Origin of the sequence: Flavobacterium frigidum, assembly GCF_048286735.1 — a bacterium.
In the GTDB taxonomy this organism is placed as follows: domain Bacteria; phylum Bacteroidota; class Bacteroidia; order Flavobacteriales; family Flavobacteriaceae; genus Flavobacterium.
Window position 1 is genome coordinate 154,667 of the sequence record NZ_JBLVPU010000004.1, and the last position, 23,018, is coordinate 177,684.

Consider the following 23,018-nt stretch of genomic DNA (forward strand, 5'->3'; position numbering starts at 1 on the left):
AGAACCTACTTATTTTTTTTCGACACCATTTTTATTTTTAAAATTCCATGTAAAACCAATCATAGCGTAACGTTTGAGTCGATCATTACGCTCTTCGCCAATAGTATTTTCATATATAAACCTATTGATTCCTATGTTTTGATTCAAAATGTCACGCACCATCACATAAGCGGTAAATTCATCATTTTTAAAAGTACGTTGTAGCCTTGCGTTCCAAAGTTGATTGGTGAGCTGATCCTGAAAATCAACTGTTTTTTGACGAACATACAAATTATAATCTGTCGAAATTTTCCATTTTTCTCTAAAATAAACTCCAATATCTAATCCCAAATTATTGGTGTTAAAAGATTTAACTTCATTATTTTGAGAGGTACTGTTGCGACTATTAGAAAAGGTGTTGTTCAAGTTGATATCATATTTTTTTTCTTTAGACTTACTTAAATACACCGAAAAATTAGAATTCAAATTGTTCGAATTGTTGATTTGTCCATTGATACTATTTACTGATCTGTTGAAATTTGCCGATGGACTAACGTTTACATACATATCTAATTTCTTCAATTTAATGCCATAACCCATATACAAATTAGCTGAAAAATTTCCATTTGTATTTATTGGAGTGGTTACTGTTTTTGCACTTTCTGGGTCAATATCCCTATTGAAAGATATCAAATTAGAAGTCATTCTAAAAGATATACTTTGGTAAAAATTAGTTTCAGTCAATATACTATAACTATTGTTTGAGATATTAAAACTATTTGTAAAAGACTGTTTTAGATCTGGATTTCCAACTACTTGATTGAAAAAATCCTGATTGTTTCGCAACGGTTGTAACTGATCTATGGTGGGCTGTTTATTAGCTCCTTGATAATTGAATCGTAAATTACTATTACTTTTATACTTGTACGAAAAATTTGCAGACGGGAAAAAATTAGTAAAACTCCTTTTGTACTCCTTACTTTGAGTTAGATCTTGTAAATTAAACGAGGTAAAACCAAATCCACTACCAAAACTGTAATTAATTTTTTTGGCATTGTAACTCAATTTAATCACTGGTTTGTGCGTCGTAATGTTTTGTTTGAACTGGTTAGAAAGAGAATCGACTACCATATCATAACGGCCGCTACTATCTGAGAAATCATACGTAATAAAGTTACTATTGCCACTATTGTTATTAATTTGATAGGACAGTTGCAAAGCCATTTTTTTACCTAAAGGTTCGGTATAAGCGGTGTTTACCGTAAAATTTTGAGTGTTTTTTTCACCTACTTTATTTTGATCTACTTCATTTCTAAAGGCAAAAAGACCACCTTCATAGCTTTCGTTAGCTGATTTCAAGAAATTATTGGCATTCGTATTAAGCGTATTCCAGCTACTGTTTATAGATAATGTTCTGCGGGGTTTAACAAATTTATGTTTAAACAAAACGCTGGCCGAAAGCGCTGCTTTATCTGAATTAGTAGTAAACAAACGCTCTTGTTTGTTTCGCAACAAGCCATCGCTGCCAATGGTACTGCCCGTAGTAAACTCATCACTGTCAGCAGTGTAAAAATTTGTTTTGGTAGTTATTTTTAGAGTGTTTACAGTATCAATTTTCACATCATAAACGGCATTCAGTTTAAAATTATCTCTATTAACATGGCTTACAGTAGCACTGTTTTGATTCAATTGTGTATCCCCGACTTGTGTTTGCGTACTTCTGCTGCTATTGTTTTGATAGTTTTGTCTGTTGTATTTAGGAGACAAATTCAAAGTATGCTTGTCGTTCCATTTATTACTATACTGCACGCCTGCATTGGTGTTTTTTATAAATCCATTTTGTGCATCTACATTTGGCTCTTCGTCATTGTTGCCGCCAGTCCATTCGTAATTTACATTTCCATCATCATCCATGCTCATACTCACATTACCATCACCACCACCAAACTTATCATTGTCTTGCCAGCTCAATCCATCTTGCCCAGTGTTTCCATTTAATAAAAATGCAGACAGTTTTCTTTTTCCTTTAAAACTACTGAGTAAAACATTATTATTGTATCGCGGATCCGATTCTGCAGTTGGCTGACTGGCGCCATCAATTTTACCAAAATAACCTTTCTTTTTATCTTCTTTTAGACGCAGATTGATTGTTTTTTTTGTTTCACCATCGTCAATTCCGGTGAACTCAGCTTGGTCGCTCTTTTTATTAAAAACTTGTACTTCCTTGATGGCATCGGCACGTAAATTTTTTACTGCCATCCCGGGATCATCACCAAAAAATTCTTCACCATCAACCAATACCTTCGTTACGGTTTCACCCATGGCTTTGATTGTACCATTTTTATCAACCTGAATTCCAGGAAGTTTTTTCAACAATTCCTCTACGTTAGCGTTAGCATCTACTTGAAAATCACTAGCTCTGTAACTTGTGGTGTCTCCTTTTATTTTGATAGAACCCGTTTTTATCACGACCTCTCGCAACAACTCCATTTTGCTCAACAAGTTGATATTTCCTAAATTTTTATCAGCATCAGTGACAGTTATATCTTCTAAATAATCTGCATATTGATTGTGAGACGTCATAAAAATATAACTGCCTGGTTTTATCTTTTTCAACAAAAATTTCCCATCTTTATCCGAACGTGTAAACTGGTATAATACAGAATCTACCGGTGTTAGTAAAGCCACAACGGAATTATAAATTGGCGTTTTTTCACTTCCGGCGGTTAAAACTCCTGAGAGCTTATTTTTTTGTGAAAAAGCAGAAAAAGAAAATAAGAACAAAAATGCAAATGATACTGTAATTTTTGACATAAAGCGTTGCTCGATTTGGTTATGCAGCTGGTTAAACATTAATTCTAAAAATAAACAGCTAATTCCAAGTCAAGAATTACATACCGTTGCATTTATTAAAATGAAATATAAAACCGTCAAAAATAGTATTATTCTCACTATACCCTAATGTCCAATTGTTATTAATGTGTTAAAGTTAGCATTTTCGTACCAATAAGCATGGGCTAAATAACGTATTCTAAACACAATTAATTGATTTAAAACACAGTAGCATTTACTATCGCCTCAATGGGAATGGTTCGCATAGGCTCTTGATAACCTGCCACTTTTTTATTCCCATATACCGAAGTTGGTATTTTTGGAAAATGATTTCTATCAGAAACCAACGCATTTTACATTGGTTGATTAAAGGGTGAAAACCCAGCATACGGATGTGTGGCTCCCCAAAGCGTGATGACTTTTTCACCAAGCATGGCCGCAATATGCGCGTTCCCGGAATCAATAGACACATTACGTCTAGGTTACTACTTAGCTGTTATTCTTGTTACAATTTGAGTTTTCCCGCAATATTGATGACGTTTTTTCTATTAGAAGCAAGAGCATCCAACATCAGAAAGCATTTATGTAGATTATGATGATGTGTAAGAACAGTTTATAAGACAATTAAAACTTCTCTGAAAAGGGAGGTTTTTTTACCTTAGTGAAGTTGGGGTTTTTAGTATATTAGTACAATAATGGTATATTAAAAATCTAAGCTTTAAAAATCCTGAAAGGTAAGATCGTATATTTATTACCTTGATTATCTTACATTAAAAACATGAAAATTAATACTATTGAAATTGAACAACTGGTTACTAAAAATTTAATACTTAAACCTTTTACAATTCCATTTTGTCAAAACATTTTAAACAATGATTTTAGTGATTTAGAGAAATGGAACTATCAAAAAGGGAAAAGTTGGCCAGACATGGATGTTTTAGAGACGTTACCTAGAATTATTAATAATTTAACCAAAGTAGGTTATCCAACAGGTTTTGAATCTTGGATGATAATCAAAAAAGACACAAAGGAAATAATTGGAGATTTAGGATTTAAAGGATTTAACGATAAAGACGAAAATATTGATATTGGATATGGCATCATCAAGGAAGAAAGACGAAAAGGTTTTGCAGAAGAAGCAGTACGAGAAATAATAAAATGGGCTTTCTCCAACGAAAAAATAAAAGAAATTACAGCAAATTGTTTGTTTTCAAATAGTAGTTCAATAAATCTTCTAAAAAAATTTAATTTTACCAAGATATCCGTTGAAAATGAGATGATATATTGGAATTTGGTCAACAAAGATTATAAAAAATCAAACTAAAAGTACTTCAGACGACAGTTTTACTTTGTTTTATTTTAGGCTTACTTTTAAGTTATCTTATCCTTAAATATCGAATAACCGACAAAATTTAGCATCAACTTTTACTAAGTCGCTAAAAACTTAGAAAAATAAATTTAAAATCGAAACAGTTCAAATTTCAATAATTTTTTTAAAAAAATATTGAAAAAAATTACTTCAGATTAGAACATTGATACATACAGTTCATAAAACGTAAATATCTTAATGGTTCAAACAGTATTTTGTTATGAATTTTTGAACCATTAAGAAAGTTCACTTTAATTAAGTCTAAGAGATTCTTAATGGTTCCAATAAGCATATAGTCTTAGCTGAATTGAATTTTTTATATTATTGATTTTTGCTAAGAACTCTTTACTTTATTTTGTCGTTTTTTTGATGTACTAATTTGCGACTCTTTAAAATATTTCGATGGTACAATCAACATTCCAAAAACTTCCCCATGTTCTTTTCCTAAATGCTTGTGGTGAATTTTATGTGCTTTTCGTAATGCTAATAAATAAAAATTATTGCTGTTTCTAAACCATTTAAAGCGTTGGTGTATAAAAACGTCGTGCATCAAAAAATAAAAAAGACCATAAACAGCAATGCCAATACCTATACAAACTACAAAATAATATGCATTCATAAGTCCCAACATTATACATAACCAACTTGGAATAGCAAAAATTAGAAAAAAAATGTCGTTTTTTTCAAAAAAACCAGGTTCATGTTGATGGTGATCTTTATGAAAGTACCACATTATCCCATGCATAATAAATTTGTGCGTAAACCAAGCCATAAATTCCATAAAAAAGAAAGTGGCAATAACTGTCAAAAAATAAAAAACTATTTCCATATCATAAAATTGAAGATTCCAAAAAATATAAACTGTAAAATTAATAAATAAGGCGCTAAATTATTTTTCGATTCGCCTTTATAATAGGCAATTGCATAACAAAAAATAAAAGAAATAATAAACCATGCTATATAGTTTTTGATAGGAACTATGGTTTCGTTCCAGCTCCAGAAATTATATTGTATGGCCACTGGTTCTATTAAAATATCTAGAAGTACTAACAAACATGCTGATGCAAAAGCTATTCCTAGATTACTTTTTATTTTATTTTCAATACTGTAAACAACTGAACAAGTGAGTAATATCCAATTGACGCCAATAATAAGCGGTGTTTCAAGAAATTTCCATCCTAAAGTTGTTTTGTATACATAGTTGCCAAAAATGAGTCCGGTATTTACCCCTATTGCTTCTATAAAAAATCCAGCAATTGCAATAATCAAAAAAACTATAGCCTGTTTATTAGTTCCGTTTTGATGATTTAAAAATAGTAACGCAACATTAATCACTAAATTTAGCGGTGTCAATGATAGAAAATCTATTGTTTGATTATTGGTTAATATTCCTATTAAACCCGAAATATAAAATGCGATCAATATAATAATCGATACTTTAAGTTTTAATGTGGCATAATTATTAAACATGATTAGTGGCGATTTTGGCACTCATTAAACAAAGCGGAATTCCGCCTCCAGGGTGAACACTTCCACCTACAAAATATAATCCTTTGATTTTATTTTTAAAATTTGGATGTCTTAAAAACGCGGCAAATTTAGAGTTACTCGATGTGCCGTACAGAGAACCCTGGAAGGAAGATGTATTGGCTTCAATAGATCGAGGATCTAGAATTTCTTCGTTCTCTATTAGGTCTTCTAATTTAATATTAAGTTGTTTATTAATTTTTGAAATAAGGTTTTGTTTTGTTTTGCTAACTAATTCATCCCAGTTTTGTCCATTATTAGCTGGAGCGTTTACCATTACAAACCAGTTTTCGGAACCAATTGGGGCATCGTCTTTTGCTAATTTTGACGAAATATTAATATATACCGTTGGATCAGCAAATATTGTTTTTTTATCAAAAATACATTCAAATTCTTCCTTATAATTATCTGCAAAAAATATGTTGTGTAAATCTAATTCCGGGAATTGTTTTTTTATACCCCAATAAAAAATGATAGCTGAACTTGAACGCTCTTGTGATAAAGTTTTTTTTGGTGCTTTTATTTTTGGTAATAATTTATTGTACGTAAAATAGACGTCCATATTACTAAATACCAAATCAGCATCTATAGTTTTATTGTTTACTTTGACTCCCGTAACTTTTTTTTGTAAAGTATCAACAAGTATTTCTTCAACTGGACTGTTGTAAACAAAATTAACTCCAATATCTTCTGCTAATTTTACTAAAGATGTGGTAATACTGTTCATACCTTCTGTTGGAAAAAAGGTTCCAACATTATATTCGTAATGAGGGATAATCCCCATAATCCCCGGAGTTTTATATGGATTTGAACCGTTATATGTTGCATATCTGTCAAAAAGCTGAACTAATTTTGGATGTTTTAAATCTTTTAAATTAGCTTGATGCAACGATTTGTTTATGTCTAATCTATTGATTTTAAAAATTGCTTTTAGTGTTTTTAGATTAAGAAAGTTCTTTAATTGGTGCAAACTTTGCTCCAAAAATAAGTCTCCTATCGTTTCATTTATAAACCGTGCTTTAGTTAATTTTTTTTTAATAACTACTGTTGAAACATTAAAGGTATCGCTTACTTTTTTAGAAAAATTTTCGATATCACTGTCAGCTTCTAGCCTGGTTCCATCATCCCAAAAATAATTACATGAATTATCGTGCTTGATATATTTAAAATAATTTCTAGGATCTTTTCCAGCTAATTGAAATAATTCATCAACAAAATTTGGCATTGTAAATAGTGACGGTCCTGCATCAAAACGATAATTTCCTAATTTAAATGTAGAAAGTTTACCACCTGGATAGTGATTTTTTTCATAAACCGTAACGTTAAAGCCCTTTTGTTGCAAACGAATAGCACTTGCAATTCCAGCAATCCCAGAACCAACAACTATGGCATTTAAATTATTGCTTATTGATTTCACTTATTGTTTAATTTATTTGCAAATATATTAAACAAATTTAGATTTATGTGCCATACATCCTATTTTTATAATATACTTTTAATGGCTAAATTTAATAATTTTTTCAAAAAAAATGATGTTTTCTGCCGCTGCTTGTTTTCAATACTGTTTATTTTTTTTAACTTTAATTCAAACAGATATCATCGATTCCTATTACTAATTTAGTAAAATTCAGCAGCATCTTTGCCATCCCATTTCCCTTCAAATTTATAAGGCACAAATCGAGCAAACATTTCTTCTTTATACCAATTCAGTTTTCTAGTAAGCATAACAACTTCTCGATGTTTTGGATTTTTATAGGCATAATCAAGCATTTCTTTTTGTGTTTTCCAAATGCTTATGGTTGCCTGCTGTATCAATGGCCATTCACCTACGCCAATCGATAAAACCAGTCCATCATAGCCTTCTAAACTTTGACTTACTGATCCTACTTTGCTCCAAAAAGACCACAGTTTTCTTAATCTTATACTAGCTCTAGTCAATACAATTACGGGTTTATCTGGGTCTAAATTTACATTTTTATGAAAAGGTTGTATTCCGTCCCACAAACCATGGGCTTCTGCAGAATTAAGGTAAACTGTAAACTGTTCGCTGCTTCGTTTTTTGTACGCTAAAAAGAAAGGGTGTTGCTTAAAAAAGTTTTCAGCGCTACTCTCCGAGTCCCAGATACAAAAAAGTACATAAGTCCCAAAATTAGGAACTGCGCTAAAACCATTTTTTGCACCTGAGCCCAATAGTTTATAAAAAGTGAGACCTGTAACGTTTTTTAACTTATTATGTCCAAGTTGCATTTGTGTAAAAGCCCACCATTTATTCGAAAATGTATCCACCTTAAAAAAGGTACTTGTAGTTATTTGACTCACGAAATGAAATATTAATTGAATTTTATTTTTTTGAAAACATTACTTTTTTTCAAGAATTATAGTTTGTATTCCCATTGGAATAACTTTTTCGAATAGAAAAAAAGGAAAACTGATAATTTTTAAAAACACTAAGTGCCAAAATCTACCTTCCATTGAACTAGACCAATCTATATTCTTTTTCTCCATTTTTCCAAGCCACCATAGTGTAAACGCATCTAAAGTACCATATCTTATATGTTTAACAATAGACCATTTATCTGGTGTGAAAAGTTGACGAAACCCTTCTTTTGAAAAAAGTGTAAGATGTCTGGGACTATGCCAGCCCTGCCAAAATTGCTTTTGTCTTTTAGCTAAAATAGTATTATAATCGGGTACTTCTATTATTAATCTACCCCTAGGGTTTAAGCAACAAAATAATTTTTCAATGGTTTCTTGTAAATTATAATCATGTTCTAGATAGTGCCAAAGCGTAATAACATCAAATTTCTGGTTTGGATTAAAATTAGCTATTGAACTTTTAAAAAGACTTAAGTTTTCAAAATTATTATCTTTCCATCCATTATCAGAAAAATCTATTCCAGTACAATCAGCATATAAATTTTTTTGGATGGCATTTAAAAAACTTGGATTGCCACAACCCACATCCAGAATAGAAAATGATTTTTTATTTTTTGTGTTATTTGCAACAATTTTTACTCTTTTTAAATCTAAATTTTGTTGACTTTTTGTAACAAATAACTTGTATTTCCCCCAAGCTGCAGCACCTTTGTAAGGAAGATAATTATTTGTATAATAGTTTTTTAAATCACTTTCTTGGACGGGGTTTGATAAGAAAACACTTTGGCACAATACGCATTTTTTAAATTCATAGCGCTCATTATTTAGTTCATGCATTAATGCATTAGTCGTTATATAACTTACATTGTTTTTACTGTTACAAACGGGACAATTAACTATTTTAATTTCATTCATTAATCAACAGGATATTTTTTTTGTTGGGGATACAAAAAGCAAAAAAAAAACAACTTCAAGCTGCATTTTATTTTTATTGAACACAAAGCTACGTTTTATAAATTCCCTACTGCAATTTGGTATTCCCTTTTTTGAATAATTACAAATCAAAATATTAATACCCGACAAAAATATAAAATAGAAAAAATCCTCTTGTCTAGCTGTTTTTTCTCGATTTTCTTTTATTGTTCAGCACCCATCTCTTGAATTTTTAGATTAGTTCAATTGTCATGGTTATTGTTTGATGTATTTATTTGTGTGTTTTTATGTTGCCCCTAAAAACAGGACCAGTTTTAAGACTAATATCAATAGGAATAAAAATCTTATGTTAACATTAATAGGTCAAGAGCAAAAAGAACCTTCGTAAAAAATTATGCATTAGTTAAATCTGATCTTTTTGGATATAAAAACAATCATCTGATTTTTTTTATAATTATTTCGGTCAGACAAATAGAACTAATAAGAATACATTTCGAAAAAAAGGGTTTAAAATTAAAGCCTTAAATTTAAATCGAGACTAACAAAAAGGATAGATTCTTTCCTCGCAAAGATTACAAAATACGACGGACTATATCTTTCACAGCAATAGTTCGCATAGCCTCTTGATAACCTGCAACTTTTTTATTCCCATATACCGAAGTGGGTATTTTTGGAAATTGATTTCTATCAGAAACCAACGCATTTTCCATTGGTTGATTAAAGGGTGAAAACCCAGCATACGGATGTGTGGCTCCCCAAAGCGTGATGACTTTTACACCTAGCATGGCCGCAATATGTGCATTCCCAGAATCCATCGAAAGCATCACATCTAGATTACTGATGAGCTGTAATTCTTGTTGCAATTTGAGTTTTCCAGCCATATTGATGACGTTTTTTTTATTAGCAGTAAGCGAATCCAGAATTTCAATTTCTTTTGTTCCACCGCCAAAAAGCAGAATGGTGTGGGTTGTAACTAAAGCCAATTGATCGATCACTTCCTGCATTAGATCTAAAGGATACACTTTAGCATCGTATTGTGCAAAAGGTGCGATTCCTATTAATTTCTGATTTTTTTCTCCAATTACCGCTAGAATTTCTGGGTTCAAAATTGCTTTTTCAGGGAAATCTGGCTGAAACAAATCAACTGTAAAACCCAGCTCTTTAAACACTTTGATATGCCGTTCAAACATGGTGGGAAGTTGCTTGAACACTTTATTTTCGGGTTGGGTCAATGCTTTTTTTGCTGCTCTTCCTTTATCCACTGTGGCATTTTTTTTTCCGCTCAAGGCAAAAAGCGTTCGAACAACCTTAGAACGCAACACATTGTGCAAATCGGCGAAAGCATCAATTTCTAATTCTTTCAAATCCTGAAATAGACGCAACAATCCAAGAAAACCTTTGTGCCGTTCTTTTTCATCTAAAGCAAAAAAAGTAAGATTGGGAATTACGTCAAAAAATGGTTTGAAAAAAGGTCTCGAAATGACCGTGATTTTAACCTCTGGATATTGACTGACAAACGCGCGTAAAACAGGAACCGTCATAGCGACATCTCCCATTGCAGAAAGTCTCATGACGGCTATATGTTGGATAGTAGTTGACAATTAATTTTTGTTTAAAACCATTAAGGTATTAAGATTCATTAAGTTTTCTTAATTTTCTTAATACCTTAATGGTTCAAAATATCTTATTTACTTCTTGTTCTGATACAAAACAGGATTTAATTCATCATCGTTGTACATTTTCATTTGTTTGTACACTTTCATGAATTTATCTCCGTTTGCAATGTCTGTAAGCAAATCGTCAATAGCTGTAGACAGGTCTGTTCTTTGCTCTAATAAAATATTCAACTTTACTTGGCATTTATCTCTGTGCTCTTGTGAGGCCTCAGCACGATTAGCTTCTTCTTGCATGTGATAAATTTTCAAAGCAAGAATTGACAATCGGTCAAAAGCCCAAGCCGGACTTTCTGAATTAATTTTTGCGTTGTCTTTTACCACTACATGGCTGTATTTTTGTAAAAAATAACTATCGGTATACTCTACCATATCCGTACGTTCTTGGTTAGAAGCATCTATTCTTCTTTTCAAGGTTAAGGCCGCAACAGGGTCAATATTTGGATCCCTAATAATGTCCTCAAAATGCCATTGAACGGTATCAATCCAGTTTTTGTGGTATAACAAATGTTCGAATTTATCCTTTGGGAAAGGATTATTTATGGGCTGATCTACGTTATCAAACTGATGATAATCTTTGATGCTTTGCTCAAATACAGAGTAGGCTAATTTTGAAAACATATCTTTATATATTAAAAGACAAAGATACTTTTTATACTTTTATACCATAAAAAAATACTCAGAAGTTTAATTACAAAAATAAAATCATGCACATTCATTATTTATCAGAGGAGAACAGCGTCTTAAATCATTTTTTAGGACAAATACGAAATGTTGATGTTCACACTGACAGCATGCGTTTCCGAAGAAATATTGAACGTATCGGTGAAATAATGGCGTATGAATTGAGTAAAAAGTTACACTACAAAAATGTCGAAATACAAACACCATTAGGAATAAAAAAAACAACTGAAATACAAGATCAATTGCTTTTGTGTTCCATTTTGCGTGCCGGTTTACCGTTGCACATGGGCTTTTTAAATTATTTTGACAATGCCGAAAATGGTTTTGTTTCGGCTTACAGGCACCATCCTAATAATGATGATTACTTTGATATTTTAGTTCAATACCAAGCCATTGCAGATTTAAATGGAAAAAATTTATTAATCGTAGATCCCATGCTTGCCACGGGACAATCTATTGTGGCAGTATACAATAAATTGATGGAGAGAGGCATGCCAAAAGAAATTCATATTGCGGTGGTAATTGCTGCTCCAGAAGGTATTGCTTATCTCGAACAGCACTTACCTGCACACTGCCATCTTTGGGTAGCTTCCCTAGATGATAAACTAAATGAACACAGCTATATTGTACCTGGCTTAGGCGACGCGGGCGATTTAGCCTACGGCCAAAAATTATAATTGAGAGAAATAAGCAAAAAGACTACAGGCAATAAGCACAAAAAGTACCATCTCCTGTTTTAATTTTTCTTGAGGGATTTCTATATGACTTGTAGCCATCATTGCTAAAGGCGCAACAGTAAAAAGCAGCAAGTCATTGCTTTTATTGGCCGAAATTAAAAAAACTGCTGCCCCAATAAAGAAAAAAGCAATGATTTTTTTGAATGAAGTATGCAGTATTTGCGGTCTATTCGACAATGTTGCAAACATAGACACTAAAAAAAACAACGCGATTGTTGCGTAAATGGACAAAGCTCCGTTTTGATAATTATTAGTAAAATAATCGATATTCAAATTGATTTGTACGCTATTTACAATGTAATCGACAAAATCAAGTTTAAAAACAGTTGCAAACAACATAAAAAGAATTCCCGCAACGAAAAAAGCAATAAACGGTAGAATCCAATTTCTATAATCTCTTGAAACATGGAAAATTATGGATATAAAAACTAAAAAAATAAAAATTATACTCCAAAAATGAAACAAAGTAGCTAGAAAAATCCACAATGAAGCATCAAATATTTTTTCTTTGGAGGCTTTTAAAGATTGTAATGAAATCAGTCTGCGGAGCGCTAATAAAACAAAGAAATTAGACAACAACAGGTTTAAATTATCTAACACCGACGGAAAAAATATCAGGAACAACAAGTAAAATAAAATAGTGTAACTGCTGTCTTTACTTAATCCGTTTTTCTTGACAATAAAATTTGTGATAAAAACGGAGGCTATTATTACGCAAAACAAAATACCCTTTTTCGACAGTAGTAAAAAGGAATTCTGCCAAGATAAATCTTGAAAATGGTATATAGAAAAGAAAACCAGTATTAAAATTACGACCAATGAAAAATTTAATGGTGTAGATTTTCTAAAAACACTTGTTATCATACGGATATTTTATACTTTTGTGATCGTAAATATAATACTTGTTTAAAAAGGAAACCTTGCAAGTTGTAAAACTTTCTTTTAAAACTTTTTTACAACTTCAATTTTCTCAAAAAACGATTAATTAAATTAATTTTACACATTATGAAAGCATTTTTCGAAGGAATTCAATACTTATTTGTAAATATTTTATTCGCTCCACTAGACTTTTTACGTTCATTAGAGTTGTCATCTTGGGTTGCTGCCAATACTGTCAATTGGATTTTCATGATTATTTGTGCTTTGGCAATGGTATATTGGATCAAGCAATTGAAAATTTTTGAAGATGCTGGGACTGAAAAACAAGATACTACTGCTCACTCTTTTTTTAAATAAGATCTGCTAAAACCTGTGGGAATTGATTGCTTTATTTAAGATCGTTTCCTATGTCTTTTCTAAAATACATCTTATCAAAATGTAGCTTGTCTATGTTTTGGTAAGATTTTTTTATGGCTTCTTCAAAATCATTCCCATACGATGTTACTGCTAAAACTCGTCCGCCATTTGAGACTACGTTTCCGTTATCTAATTTAGTTCCAGCATGAAAAACAATCGAATCTTTAACGGTTTCTAATCCTGAAATTACCTTCTCTTTTTCAAAATCCTCCGGATATCCTCCTGATACAACCATAATTGTAGTCGCACTTCTTTCGTCAATTTCCAAATTAATTTCGTCGAGTTTTTCATTGGCTACAGCCAAAAACAATTCGACTAAATCTGTTTTCAATCTTGGGATCACCACTTCGGTCTCTGGATCGCCCATTCGAACATTATATTCAATTACAATTGGTTCGTTATTGACATTGATCAATCCTATAAAAACAAAACCTTTGTATGGAATTCCGTCTTTCTGGAAACCATCAATAGTAGGTTTCACAATACGAGTCTCTATTTTTTCCATCAAAACCGCATCTACATAAGGAACTGGTGAAACCGCACCCATTCCGCCTGTATTTAATCCTGTGTCTCCATCGCCAATGCGTTTGTAATCTTTAGCAGTTGGTAATATTTTGTAGTTTTTACCATCCGTAAGTACAAAACAACTTAATTCAATTCCGTCTAGAAATTCCTCAATAACCACTTTTGAACTGGCTTCTCCAAATTTTTGATGTACGAGCATGTTTCTCAATTCTTCTTTGGCTGCTGCCAAATCTTGAATAATCAATACACCTTTTCCAGCGGCTAACCCGTCTGCTTTCAATACATAAGGTGGCTGCAGTGTTTCCAAGAATTTACATCCGTTTTCTACAGTTTCTGCTGTGAAACTATCATAAGCCGCCGTAGGGATGTTGTGTTTAATTAAAAATTCTTTAGCAAATTCCTTACTCCCTTCTAGTTGCGCACCCATTTTTGACGGACCAATAACTGGAATATCAGATAATGCGACATCGTTTAAAAAGAAGTCATAAATACCCTTTACCAAAGGGTCTTCTGGACCTACAACCACCATAGTTACTTTTTCCTGAATAACAAATGCTTTTATAGCTTCAAAATCGGTTACGCTCATAGGAACATTAGTCGCTATGGCAGCGGTACCAGCATTTCCTGGTGCTACAAAAAGAGTATCACAAAGCGGACTCTGAATCATTTTCCAAGCAAAAGCGTGTTCTCTCCCTCCTGAACCCAATAGTAAAATAGTCATGTGTAGTTGTGTTTAGTTGTGTAGCCGCCTAATGGAGGATGGTGCAAAAATAATTGCTTTTGGACTCATAAAATAATTAAATGTCAAAAAATTGCCAGTTCACCATTATTAGTGGGGAGTAAATATTATTTTTGGTAAAATATGCTTTCACAATGTTTCTACTTTTTGACGTATCGCTTCATCTAAACGGATTCCCAATTCAGGAAGCTAAAGCTGAATTGCGGAAAATAGTAGCCTTTACCGAAAGTGAGCACACTGCGTTTATAAATCATAAAAAAAAAGAAATTGTTGATTTTCATTTGCAAAATAATCCTTTTTACAAAGAATTAGTTGGTAGAACCGTAAACTTAAATTGGGAGGATTTACCCGTTTTGACAAAAAGTAATTTGCAAAAACCATTGTTAGAACGGTTATCTAAAGGCTATAGCGCATCAAATTCTTATGTCAATAAAACATCTGGTTCAAGTGGCACTCCTTTCATTTTTGCCAAAGACAAATACTGTCATGCGCTAACCTGGGCGTCTAATAAATATCGATTTGGTTGGTATGGAATTGATTTTAACTCCTCTTATCAAGCGCGTTTTTATGGTATTCCGATGGATTTTATCGGAAACAAAAAAGAACGCTTCAAGGATTTTTTGAGCCATCGGTATCGATTTTCGATTTTCGATTTATCAGATGCTATTCTAGAAAAGATGCTGAAAAAATTTCAGTATAAAAAGTTTGATTACATTAATGGTTATACCAGCTCTATTGTTTTATTTGCAAAATTTTTACAAAAGAGAAATATTGTTCTAACAACTATTTGCCCTACTTTAAAAGTTTGTATGGTGACATCTGAAATGCTTTTTGATGACGATAAAATGCTTTTAGAAAAACAGTTTGGCGTTCCTGTTGTAAATGAATACGGAGCTTCGGAACTAGACTTGATTGCATTTCAGAATAAGGAAGGAGAATGGCAAGTAAACTCTGAAACGTTGTTTGTAGAAATTTTGGATGAGGATAATAAAGCGGTTCTAAATGGCTCTTCGGGCCGCATCGTTATTACTTCCTTATACAACAAAGCACATCCATTTATACGATACGACATTGGCGATACTGGGATTCTAGATGAAAAAAGCACACTACAAAAACCGATTCTCAAAAAATTAATAGGACGAACCAATGATATTGCCATTTTACCCAGCGGAAAAACTGCTCTTGGATTGACCTTTTATTATGTGACAAAAAGCATCATCGAAGATGATGGAAACATAAAAGAGTTCACTATAAAACAAACAAAAATTGATACTTTTGAAATTGAATATGTGAGCGAAACCGAATTAAATTTGGCACAAATTAAAAAAATTGAAGCGGCGATTGAATTGTATTTGGAACCTAATTTACTATTTAATTTCATTAGAAAAAAAACATTGGAACGCAGCAATCGCGGGAAATTAAAACAGTTTACATCTTTAATTTGATTTTTTGATATACCACGGCTTTATGAGTATTTGCGTGAATAAAAAAACCGCCATGCAGAATAATGAGAGAATCCAATTATGACCATGAAACGTTCTGTAAACGGCAAAATTATGTTGTAATAAAGCCATTTTACCAGCCGAAATAGAGTTGTTCCTTACTCTATAAAACGCCAAACTTTCTGGTACGGGGCGTATCATTTTTATAGGTTTAAGTATTGTAAGCCACATCATCCAGTCTTGTCTTTTTCTAGAATGAGAAATAGGAATTTTTCCGTAGAAAGAAACATCATAAATCCCGGTGAGATTGCCAATATAGTTACAAAAAAATAGTTGCCTATACGTAAGTTGCAGTGGTGCCTCCACGCGTTTATTGAGCGGCTTTCCTCCTGCATTTATACATTCGTAAAACGAAAAAGTACACGGCAATTGATGCTCTTTTAGGAACTGTAATTGAACTTGCAATTTATGAGGTTTCCATACATCATCTGCATCCAGGAAAGCAATGTAATTGCCTGCAGCTTGTGTTAAAGCTGTATTTCTAGCAATTCCTGTTCCTGAGTTTACTGGGAGTTTAAAAATACGTATTCGGTTGTCTTGAATTGCAATTGATGTAGCAATAGATACGGTATTATCAGTTGAACAATCATCAACTAGAATCAATTCCCAATGGCTGTGCGTTTGTTGCTGAACTGATGCTATAGCCTCAAGAATATAGTTCTCAGCATTAAAACAAGGCATTAGTATTGATACCAGACTGTTTTTCATATCAATATGCTTTTTTATCGCCCCGAATAGTGTTGTAAATTGTCAAAAAAATGATTTTAATATCTAATAAAATCGACCAATTTTCCATGTAAAAGATATCATATTTTACTCTGTTGATAATGTCCTTATCGGTCTCAACTTCACCTCTAAAACCTTTTGTTTGAGCAAGTCCTGTTATGCCTGGTTTTATAAAATGACGCACCATAAATTTGTCTACAGTAAGCGCATATTTATGGGTGTGACTCACCATGTGCGGTCTAGGTCCTACAACTGACATTTCGCCTAGTAAAACATTAAAAAATTGCGGCAACTCATCAATACTTGTTTTTCTTATAAACCGCCCTACCCTAGTTATTCTACTGTCATTTTTAGAAACCTGATTCAAGTGAGCTTCCGCATTAAGTTCCATAGATCTGAACTTGTAACAAATAAATTCTTTGTAATTTAATCCATTTCTTTTTTGGATAAAAAACAGCGGTCCTTTTGACTCCAATTTAATAAATACGACCAGAATGGGTGTCAACCACGATAGCACTCCTAAAATGATAATTAATGAAAAAACAATGTCAAAAACACGCTTAATAACCTTGTTTAAGGTGTCATCAAGAAGAATATTTCGCAGTGAGATTACAGGTATGTAATTGTAGTATTCAAATGAAAAATTGCGAGAAATAATTTGTTTTTCGCTGGGAATAAACTTCAGTGTTTTTAAATTATTATCTGCAAAAAAAACAATCTCATTAATTTGGTTTTGATTTAAGTCACTCATAGAGCAATACAATTCATCTATTTGATGCTCTAGTACGTAGTCAAAACTTTCCTTTAAAGTTTTAGACTTATTTTTTTCTAGTTCAAAAACACGCTCAAGTTTGTACCCATAATCTGGATTCTCTGTAAAAAAATGTTGTAAAGGATCAGTACTTTTTACATTGCCTATCAGAATTACTTTTCTAAAGTTCCCACCATATAATAACCTGTATTTTCTTAGAAAATAATAAATAGACAGCTTAGCGATTAAAATTAAGAATAGTGCTACAAATGTATAAAAACCAATACTTTGAAAACTTGAATTATCTGATTTGTAAAAAGCTAAGGTAAGACAAAAAAGAGTAAATAATATCCATTGTTTTAAGGCGCAGTTTAGTATAGAAATGACTTTAGTATACCTGTAGACTTCATAAAAACCCAAGTTTGCCGCAATTATAAACCAGCATAAACTTATTATTACAGGATAAAAAGGTGTTTTTACAGGAAAATCAGTCATGTACCACAACAAGACATTGATTATGAACAAATCAATAGCAAATGAAAATGGACGAATGTAACCAGAATATCTTCCTGTTTTTGTTTTCAATAGGATACAAATTAAAATAGCATGTAAGAACCTAAAACTGTTTCGAATTTTAAAAAAAATTGTTTAAGAGCACTTCTTTCATTTGGTTACAAATAAAAGAGGAGAGTAAACTAAAAAATATACTTTGAAAAATCCTTGTGCTCTTCTTTTGATAATTCTTCTTTAGATAAAGATTTAAAATAGTCATAGGTGATTTTCATTCCTTCGGCACGGTCTACTTTGGCTTCCCAACCTAGTAATTCTCTAGCTTTTGTAATATCTGGCTGGCGTTGCAAAGGATCATTTACAGGCAACGGATGATATACTACTTTTTGACTGGTACCGGTAAGTTTGATAATTTCCTCGGCAAAATCTTTGATGGTTATCTCGTCTGGATTGCCAATGTTTACTGGAAATACATAATTGGAATGTAATAACCTAAAAATACCTTCGACCTGATCATCCACATAACAAAAGGAACGGGTTTGCATACCATCACCAAAAATAGTTAAATCTTCACCACGAATAGCTTGGCCTATAAAAGCTGGAATAACACGACCGTCATTGAGACGCATTCTAGGTCCGTACGTATTAAAAATTCTAACAATTCTGGTTTCTACGCCATGAAAGGTATGATACGCCATAGTTATAGATTCTTGAAAACGTTTTGCTTCGTCATACACTCCTCTTGGTCCTATGGTATTTACGTTGCCATAATATTCCTCAGTTTGTGGGTGAACCAATGGATCTCCGTACACTTCAGAAGTCGATGCAATAAGGATTCTAGCCTTTTTAACTCGTGCCAAACCCAATAAATTATGCGTTCCTAGAGAACCTACTTTTAAAGTTTGAATAGGGATTTTTAAATAATCAATAGGACTTGCTGGCGATGCAAAGTGTAAAATATAGTCTAAATTACCCGGGACATGAACGAACTTGGTGATGTCATGATGGTAAAATTCAAAATTTTCCAGCTTGAACAAATGTTCAATATTTTTTAAATCTCCTGTAATGAGATTGTCCATTCCTATAACAAAATAACCTTCTTTGATAAAACGGTCGCAAAGATGTGATCCTAAAAATCCTGCGGCTCCGGTGATGAGTATTCTTTTCATAGTAATTATTTAAACGTAACAAATGTAATTGATTTGAAGAAAACTCACCCACATAACACATCTTTCTTTTTAAATTCGAAGTAGGAATTACAAGGCTTTCTAGGACATATCGTCCCGTGATCTGCTATATCTTTGCTTTTTAAAAGAAAAAGCAAAGGATGCAGCCTCTCCCGGGGCTAAAGAACAACAAATTGCTTTTTTAGATTTAATTTTCCATCAATTGTATCGCCTCTTATTGCAAAAGTGCAAAAGAAAACTTTATTTTTGTTTCTAACGCAAAAAAAAACATTTGAAAGTTGTACATATAATTGAAGCATTAGGCGGAGGCGTTTATACCTATTTTGAAGATTTAACCCATCATTTCGAAAAAGAAATCATTCTTCAAAAAGTACAAACTTATATTCTATACAGTGACAATCGCAAAGAGATTGACCCAGAAAAAGTAAGCCAATTATTTGCTACTATTCCAACTGTAAAAATTGAGATGAAGCGAGAAATAAACTTCATTTCAGACCTTAGAGCATTACACAAAATAGTCTGTGAGCTTCAAAAAATAAAGCCCGATGTGGTCCATTTACATTCTTCTAAAGCGGGTGTTTTAGGGAGAATCGCTTGCTGTTTTTTGAAACCAAAACCAATCGTTTTTTATACGCCGCACGGATACGCGTTTTTGCGTACTGATATTTCTACTATGTCCAAAAAGGGATATTGGTACATCGAGAAATTCTTTCAAAAATTCTTCGGCGGAATCACCATTGCTTGTGGTGACTCCGAGTTTGAAATGGCAAAACATCTAGGAAAATCCGAAATGATTAGAAATGGAATAGATATTTCTGCCATCGAAAACTATTCACAAGCCATAGTTAATCCAAAACTAACCATTGGAATTGCTGGTCGGATTACTGCAGCTAGAAATCCAAGACAATTCAATGCCATTGCTTTGCAATTTCCAGATTATCAATTTGTATGGATTGGAGATGGAGAAGAACGCAATCAAATTACAGCCTCAAATATCAAAATAACAGGTTGGTTTTTAGAAAAAAAACAGGTGTACGAGCAAATAAATGCTTTAGATATCTATCTTCAAACCTCACTTTGGGAAGGGTTACCTATTGCTGTTCTTGAAGCTATGGCATTACAAAAACCAGTAATTGCGACTAAAATAAATGGCAATAAAGATACCGTTGTTCACAAGGAGACTGGCTTTTTATACCAAGAATTAACGGAGTTATCGATCTATTTCAAAATCCTTGAAGATTCAAAAGTTAGAGCTCAATTTGGCAAAAACGCTAAAACAAGATGTAAAGATTTATTTAATACAACAATTAATATTACTGCACTTCAGGAAATGTATGAACGTTACTTTTTTGCCGCAACCAAAGACTTCCAAAAATAGAAAACCAAAAGCCGCTAAATGTAATACCGTCGAAACGCAATAAAAAATCATCTGTCAAATTAGAAGTAAGAAAAAGAAAAAAGAAGGAAAAGACCAATGCATTTTTTAAATCGATCCCCAAATAACCAATCGTTCCAATAAAAAGCAAAACCATTAGGGGTCCTAAAACACCAAACTTCAAGAAAGAGTCTAAAAATTGATTGTGTGTAGGAAAAGCATACTTGCCTAAAAAATGCTGATGCGTATGTTTAAAATAATTCACTAATTCTGGTTTCCCATCAGATGCTCCAACGCCAAAAGGCAAATGTTGCAAAGATAACTCCCAAGCCGATTTCCAGATAGAAACTCTGGTTACGAGAGAATTAAAAACCTTTATTTCGGGATGATCAATTTCGTCAAGCTTCCCCACTTTGTCCATGTAAGCAAAAGTTACCGAGCTATATTTTTCTTTCATGTAAGGATTTTTTTGAATAAAGAGAAATAAAACCCCACACAAAACACCACCAATAACCGCAGTACAAAGCAATAACTTTTTTAGGTCAAATTGTGCTGCAAAAAAAGAAAACATTACCAATAAGTACCCAACTAAAACATTGAATAAAGCCATTCTAGTATTTACTAAAAGCACAAAAAAAAAGGAGAATACAAATATCAAAAAGGATAAAAACACAAGTCCAATCTTCTTTTTCATTTCCCACCTTTGCAATAACAAATACAAGGCTGAGATACTCACAAAAGCCAAGTGCATATTTAGTGCTGGAGCATGAATACCGATAGAATTTGCAAAAACATAGCCCATTTCCCATAGGTGAATTCCATGCCAATACTTAGTTATATACTCCGGAAAAACAAATACAAAACGTACCGCAAAAACAATCATTAATAACGTGGTACTATTTACATAAAATTGTAATAATTTTTGAAATGAAATGCGTCTGTAATTTCCCAAAATAATTAGTGGAAATAACACTAAGGAGACTGTCTTTTCTAGAGATTTAATACCATGAACCAAAGAATCATTGTTCCAAAATAGCAATAATTCTAACAAAAAAGGAGACGCGATTATACCGGCTAAAATCAATGCCTTTCTAGATAACTTTATTTTCTTGTAATAAAGCATATTAAAAATAGTGAAAGCGAAAATTAACCAAGTACAAGGCTTCCTGAAAATTAGCGTACAAGCTATCACCACCAGAAAAAAAGAGAAAACTTTATTGAATTGCTTTTCGGAAATGGTCATAATAAAGAGCATAATAAATTAGTGGGAAAACACCCGCTTTGTGTCGAATTGCCGATCCTAAATCAGGTTCGAAAACCCCTTGAAGGATAAAAAAAGAAAATATAAAAAGAAGCATCCATAACTCGTAAACATATTCTTTTTTATCTTTTATGCAACGCGCCAATCGAACCAATAGAATATAAAACAGAAATAATTGCCAAATTACAAATAATAAAATTTGTGGAGAAAAAATATGCTTCAACCCGTTAAGGGGTACATTTACAGTAAAAAAACCATACAAAATACCTATGATTTCACCATACCAAGTGTCTGTTTTTACAGGAGAAACTATACTCGAATTAGCATCAACAGATCCCAATCGGGCACTATTTATAAGCTCTCTGCTTTGCTCAGAAAAAAATTCTCCTTTTACAAAGCCATAACTCAGTGACAAGAAAATTACAACTACAATTCCGTAAAAAAGAGTTGCAAAAGTACGATTCGGAATCTTGACACAAGTAACCCAATACATTCCCATAGCTAGGATAGGCAGTAGCGCAAAATAAGGCCTGTAGATAACTCCAAAAAAAATAAAAAGAGACAAGGCTATAAATAAGGTAGTCTGAAAGGAAAAATGCTTATTTTGAAATAAGAAAACGATCAAAGAGAGGTACAAAAAAGTAATAAACTCCTTAGAAGGCATAGCCATAAAAATCGCAATCATGGTGAAAGCCAAATACACCAAAATATTCTTAATAGTAACTTTCTCAAACGTGCTTGGAATTCCTATTTTATACAAAATACCCATTAAAATAGGAAACTGAATCAATGCAATTACTGAAAAAGGCAAATAACGCAAACCTGTAATTTTATAAAAAAAAATAGTCAATGGGTAACTTCCAAAATAACCAATCTCGTTGCCTTTATCATAAGCAATAATAGCAGCGTCATAAAAAAAACGTTTCGGCAAAATAAAACTGGCAGAAAAGGCCACAAATAGATTGAGTCCTACAAGGAGTAAAAAAGATACTTTATTTTTTTTTATGAGTAAAGACATTTAGGTCTGATTGAAAAT

The 23,018-nt window shown here is 32.4% G+C and carries 20 protein-coding genes and 1 pseudogene; 5 read left to right on the top strand and 16 right to left on the bottom strand.

What is annotated here, in order from left to right:
* Positions 1-9: 9 nt before the first annotated feature.
* Together ACNQGO_RS04135 and ACNQGO_RS04140 are read right to left on the bottom strand one after the other, a co-directional pair.
* Positions 10-2,793: an outer membrane beta-barrel protein gene (locus ACNQGO_RS04135; protein WP_417984330.1), complete on the bottom strand. Its 2,784-nt coding sequence runs from the start codon at positions 2,791-2,793 to the stop codon at positions 10-12.
* 236 nt (positions 2,794-3,029) lie between these two features.
* Positions 3,030-3,379: pseudogene (locus tag ACNQGO_RS04140) on the bottom strand (glycosyltransferase family 9 protein); the annotation flags it as partial.
* A 210-nt stretch (positions 3,380-3,589) separates the two neighbouring features.
* Here ACNQGO_RS04140 and ACNQGO_RS04145 point away from each other — a divergent pair.
* Complete coding sequence (locus ACNQGO_RS04145; protein WP_417945532.1) at positions 3,590-4,135, top strand: GNAT family N-acetyltransferase; 546 nt, start codon at positions 3,590-3,592, stop codon at positions 4,133-4,135.
* 379 nt (positions 4,136-4,514) lie between these two features.
* Here the strand turns inward: ACNQGO_RS04145 and ACNQGO_RS04150 are convergent, their stop codons facing one another.
* The 7 genes from ACNQGO_RS04150 to ACNQGO_RS04180 form a co-directional block, all read right to left on the bottom strand.
* Positions 4,515-5,009, bottom strand: coding sequence for a sterol desaturase family protein (locus ACNQGO_RS04150; RefSeq protein WP_417945530.1), 495 nt, complete (start codon positions 5,007-5,009; stop codon positions 4,515-4,517).
* Positions 5,000-5,650: a carotenoid biosynthesis protein gene (locus ACNQGO_RS04155; RefSeq protein WP_417976066.1), complete on the bottom strand. Its 651-nt coding sequence runs from the start codon at positions 5,648-5,650 to the stop codon at positions 5,000-5,002. The genes ACNQGO_RS04150 and ACNQGO_RS04155 overlap by 10 nt, the downstream gene beginning before the upstream one ends.
* Complete coding sequence (gene crtD / locus ACNQGO_RS04160) at positions 5,643-7,124, bottom strand: 1-hydroxycarotenoid 3,4-desaturase CrtD (protein WP_417984332.1); 1,482 nt, start codon at positions 7,122-7,124, stop codon at positions 5,643-5,645. The genes ACNQGO_RS04155 and crtD overlap by 8 nt, the downstream gene beginning before the upstream one ends.
* Positions 7,125-7,324: 200 nt before the next feature.
* Positions 7,325-8,026 (bottom strand): DUF3291 domain-containing protein, encoded by a 702-nt coding sequence (locus tag ACNQGO_RS04165; protein ID WP_417984334.1) that lies wholly within the window; start codon positions 8,024-8,026, stop codon positions 7,325-7,327.
* A 39-nt stretch (positions 8,027-8,065) separates the two neighbouring features.
* On the bottom strand, positions 8,066-8,998 hold the full coding sequence (locus ACNQGO_RS04170; protein WP_417984335.1) for a class I SAM-dependent methyltransferase: 933 nt from the start codon (positions 8,996-8,998) through the stop codon (positions 8,066-8,068).
* Positions 8,999-9,588: 590 nt separating this feature from the next.
* Positions 9,589-10,587 (bottom strand): glycosyltransferase family 9 protein, encoded by a 999-nt coding sequence (locus tag ACNQGO_RS04175; protein WP_417971749.1) that lies wholly within the window; start codon positions 10,585-10,587, stop codon positions 9,589-9,591.
* A 117-nt stretch (positions 10,588-10,704) separates the two neighbouring features.
* Positions 10,705-11,310 (bottom strand): DUF4254 domain-containing protein, encoded by a 606-nt coding sequence (locus ACNQGO_RS04180; protein WP_309758185.1) that lies wholly within the window; start codon positions 11,308-11,310, stop codon positions 10,705-10,707.
* Between the two features lie 86 nt (positions 11,311-11,396).
* Here ACNQGO_RS04180 and upp point away from each other — a divergent pair, with 86 nt between their 5' ends.
* Complete coding sequence (upp, locus tag ACNQGO_RS04185) at positions 11,397-12,050, top strand: uracil phosphoribosyltransferase (RefSeq protein WP_417971747.1); 654 nt, start codon at positions 11,397-11,399, stop codon at positions 12,048-12,050.
* Here upp and ACNQGO_RS04190 read toward each other — a convergent pair.
* The gene (locus ACNQGO_RS04190; RefSeq protein ID WP_417971745.1) at positions 12,045-12,974 is read right to left on the bottom strand and encodes a DUF6427 family protein; all 930 of its coding nucleotides are present in this window, start codon (positions 12,972-12,974) and stop codon (positions 12,045-12,047) included. The genes upp and ACNQGO_RS04190 overlap by 6 nt on opposite strands.
* A 141-nt stretch (positions 12,975-13,115) precedes the next feature.
* Here ACNQGO_RS04190 and ACNQGO_RS04195 point away from each other — a divergent pair, with 141 nt between their 5' ends.
* Entirely contained in the window at positions 13,116-13,346 is a 231-nt protein-coding gene (locus ACNQGO_RS04195) for a DUF6341 family protein (protein WP_417984337.1), read from the top strand.
* 31 nt (positions 13,347-13,377) lie between these two features.
* On the opposite strand, the gene purD is transcribed toward ACNQGO_RS04195, so the two are convergent.
* Positions 13,378-14,652 (bottom strand): phosphoribosylamine--glycine ligase, encoded by a 1,275-nt coding sequence (gene purD / locus ACNQGO_RS04200; protein WP_417984339.1) that lies wholly within the window; start codon positions 14,650-14,652, stop codon positions 13,378-13,380.
* Between the two features lie 152 nt (positions 14,653-14,804).
* Between purD and ACNQGO_RS04205 the strand changes: the two genes are divergently transcribed.
* Complete coding sequence (locus ACNQGO_RS04205; protein WP_417947841.1) at positions 14,805-16,115, top strand: phenylacetate--CoA ligase family protein; 1,311 nt, start codon at positions 14,805-14,807, stop codon at positions 16,113-16,115.
* On the opposite strand, the gene ACNQGO_RS04210 is transcribed toward ACNQGO_RS04205, so the two are convergent.
* The 3 genes from ACNQGO_RS04210 to ACNQGO_RS04220 all read right to left on the bottom strand — a co-directional run bounded on the left by ACNQGO_RS04210 (position 16,107) and on the right by ACNQGO_RS04220 (position 19,328).
* The gene (locus tag ACNQGO_RS04210; protein WP_417984341.1) at positions 16,107-16,880 is read right to left on the bottom strand and encodes a glycosyltransferase family 2 protein; all 774 of its coding nucleotides are present in this window, start codon (positions 16,878-16,880) and stop codon (positions 16,107-16,109) included. The genes ACNQGO_RS04205 and ACNQGO_RS04210 overlap by 9 nt on opposite strands.
* A 1-nt stretch (position 16,881) precedes the next feature.
* A complete protein-coding gene (locus ACNQGO_RS04215) occupies positions 16,882-18,234 on the bottom strand; it encodes an exopolysaccharide biosynthesis polyprenyl glycosylphosphotransferase (protein WP_417984343.1) in 1,353 nt (450 codons plus the stop codon).
* Positions 18,235-18,344: 110 nt separating this feature from the next.
* Positions 18,345-19,328 carry a UDP-glucuronic acid decarboxylase family protein gene (locus tag ACNQGO_RS04220; RefSeq protein WP_417971733.1) on the bottom strand — a complete coding sequence of 328 codons (984 nt, stop codon included), beginning with the start codon at positions 19,326-19,328 and terminating at the stop codon, positions 18,345-18,347.
* A gap of 289 nt (positions 19,329-19,617) precedes the next feature.
* Here ACNQGO_RS04220 and ACNQGO_RS04225 point away from each other — a divergent pair, with 289 nt between their 5' ends.
* Positions 19,618-20,724 (top strand): glycosyltransferase, encoded by a 1,107-nt coding sequence (locus ACNQGO_RS04225; protein WP_417976091.1) that lies wholly within the window; start codon positions 19,618-19,620, stop codon positions 20,722-20,724.
* On the opposite strand, the gene ACNQGO_RS04230 is transcribed toward ACNQGO_RS04225, so the two are convergent.
* The gene (locus ACNQGO_RS04230; protein WP_417984345.1) at positions 20,660-21,964 is read right to left on the bottom strand and encodes an O-antigen ligase family protein; all 1,305 of its coding nucleotides are present in this window, start codon (positions 21,962-21,964) and stop codon (positions 20,660-20,662) included. The genes ACNQGO_RS04225 and ACNQGO_RS04230 overlap by 65 nt on opposite strands.
* A complete protein-coding gene (locus tag ACNQGO_RS04235) occupies positions 21,936-23,000 on the bottom strand; it encodes a hypothetical protein (RefSeq protein ID WP_417971727.1) in 1,065 nt (354 codons plus the stop codon). Before ACNQGO_RS04235 ends, ACNQGO_RS04230 begins: the two co-directional genes overlap by 29 nt.
* Positions 23,001-23,018: the final 18 nt, after the last annotated feature.

Bases quoted from the DNA above. Each gene is read 5' to 3' on its own strand.
- ACNQGO_RS04135 (WP_417984330.1), bottom strand. From the start codon at position 2,793: ATGTCAAAAATTACAGTATCATTTGCATTTTTGTTCTTATTTTCTTTT.
- ACNQGO_RS04145 (WP_417945532.1), top strand. From the start codon at position 3,590: ATGAAAATTAATACTATTGAAATTGAACAACTGGTTACTAAAAATTTA.
- ACNQGO_RS04150 (WP_417945530.1), bottom strand. From the start codon at position 5,009: ATGGAAATAGTTTTTTATTTTTTGACAGTTATTGCCACTTTCTTTTTT.
- ACNQGO_RS04155 (WP_417976066.1), bottom strand. From the start codon at position 5,650: ATGTTTAATAATTATGCCACATTAAAACTTAAAGTATCGATTATTATA.
- ACNQGO_RS04170 (WP_417984335.1), bottom strand. From the start codon at position 8,998: ATGAATGAAATTAAAATAGTTAATTGTCCCGTTTGTAACAGTAAAAAC.
- ACNQGO_RS04175 (WP_417971749.1), bottom strand. From the start codon at position 10,587: ATGAGACTTTCTGCAATGGGAGATGTCGCTATGACGGTTCCTGTTTTA.
- ACNQGO_RS04180 (WP_309758185.1), bottom strand. From the start codon at position 11,310: ATGTTTTCAAAATTAGCCTACTCTGTATTTGAGCAAAGCATCAAAGAT.
- upp (WP_417971747.1), top strand. From the start codon at position 11,397: ATGCACATTCATTATTTATCAGAGGAGAACAGCGTCTTAAATCATTTT.
- ACNQGO_RS04190 (WP_417971745.1), bottom strand. From the start codon at position 12,974: ATGATAACAAGTGTTTTTAGAAAATCTACACCATTAAATTTTTCATTG.
- ACNQGO_RS04195 (WP_417984337.1), top strand. From the start codon at position 13,116: ATGAAAGCATTTTTCGAAGGAATTCAATACTTATTTGTAAATATTTTA.
- purD (WP_417984339.1), bottom strand. From the start codon at position 14,652: ATGACTATTTTACTATTGGGTTCAGGAGGGAGAGAACACGCTTTTGCT.
- ACNQGO_RS04205 (WP_417947841.1), top strand. From the start codon at position 14,805: ATGTTTCTACTTTTTGACGTATCGCTTCATCTAAACGGATTCCCAATT.
- ACNQGO_RS04210 (WP_417984341.1), bottom strand. From the start codon at position 16,880: ATGAAAAACAGTCTGGTATCAATACTAATGCCTTGTTTTAATGCTGAG.
- ACNQGO_RS04220 (WP_417971733.1), bottom strand. From the start codon at position 19,328: ATGAAAAGAATACTCATCACCGGAGCCGCAGGATTTTTAGGATCACAT.
- ACNQGO_RS04230 (WP_417984345.1), bottom strand. From the start codon at position 21,964: ATGACCATTTCCGAAAAGCAATTCAATAAAGTTTTCTCTTTTTTTCTG.
- ACNQGO_RS04235 (WP_417971727.1), bottom strand. From the start codon at position 23,000: ATGTCTTTACTCATAAAAAAAAATAAAGTATCTTTTTTACTCCTTGTA.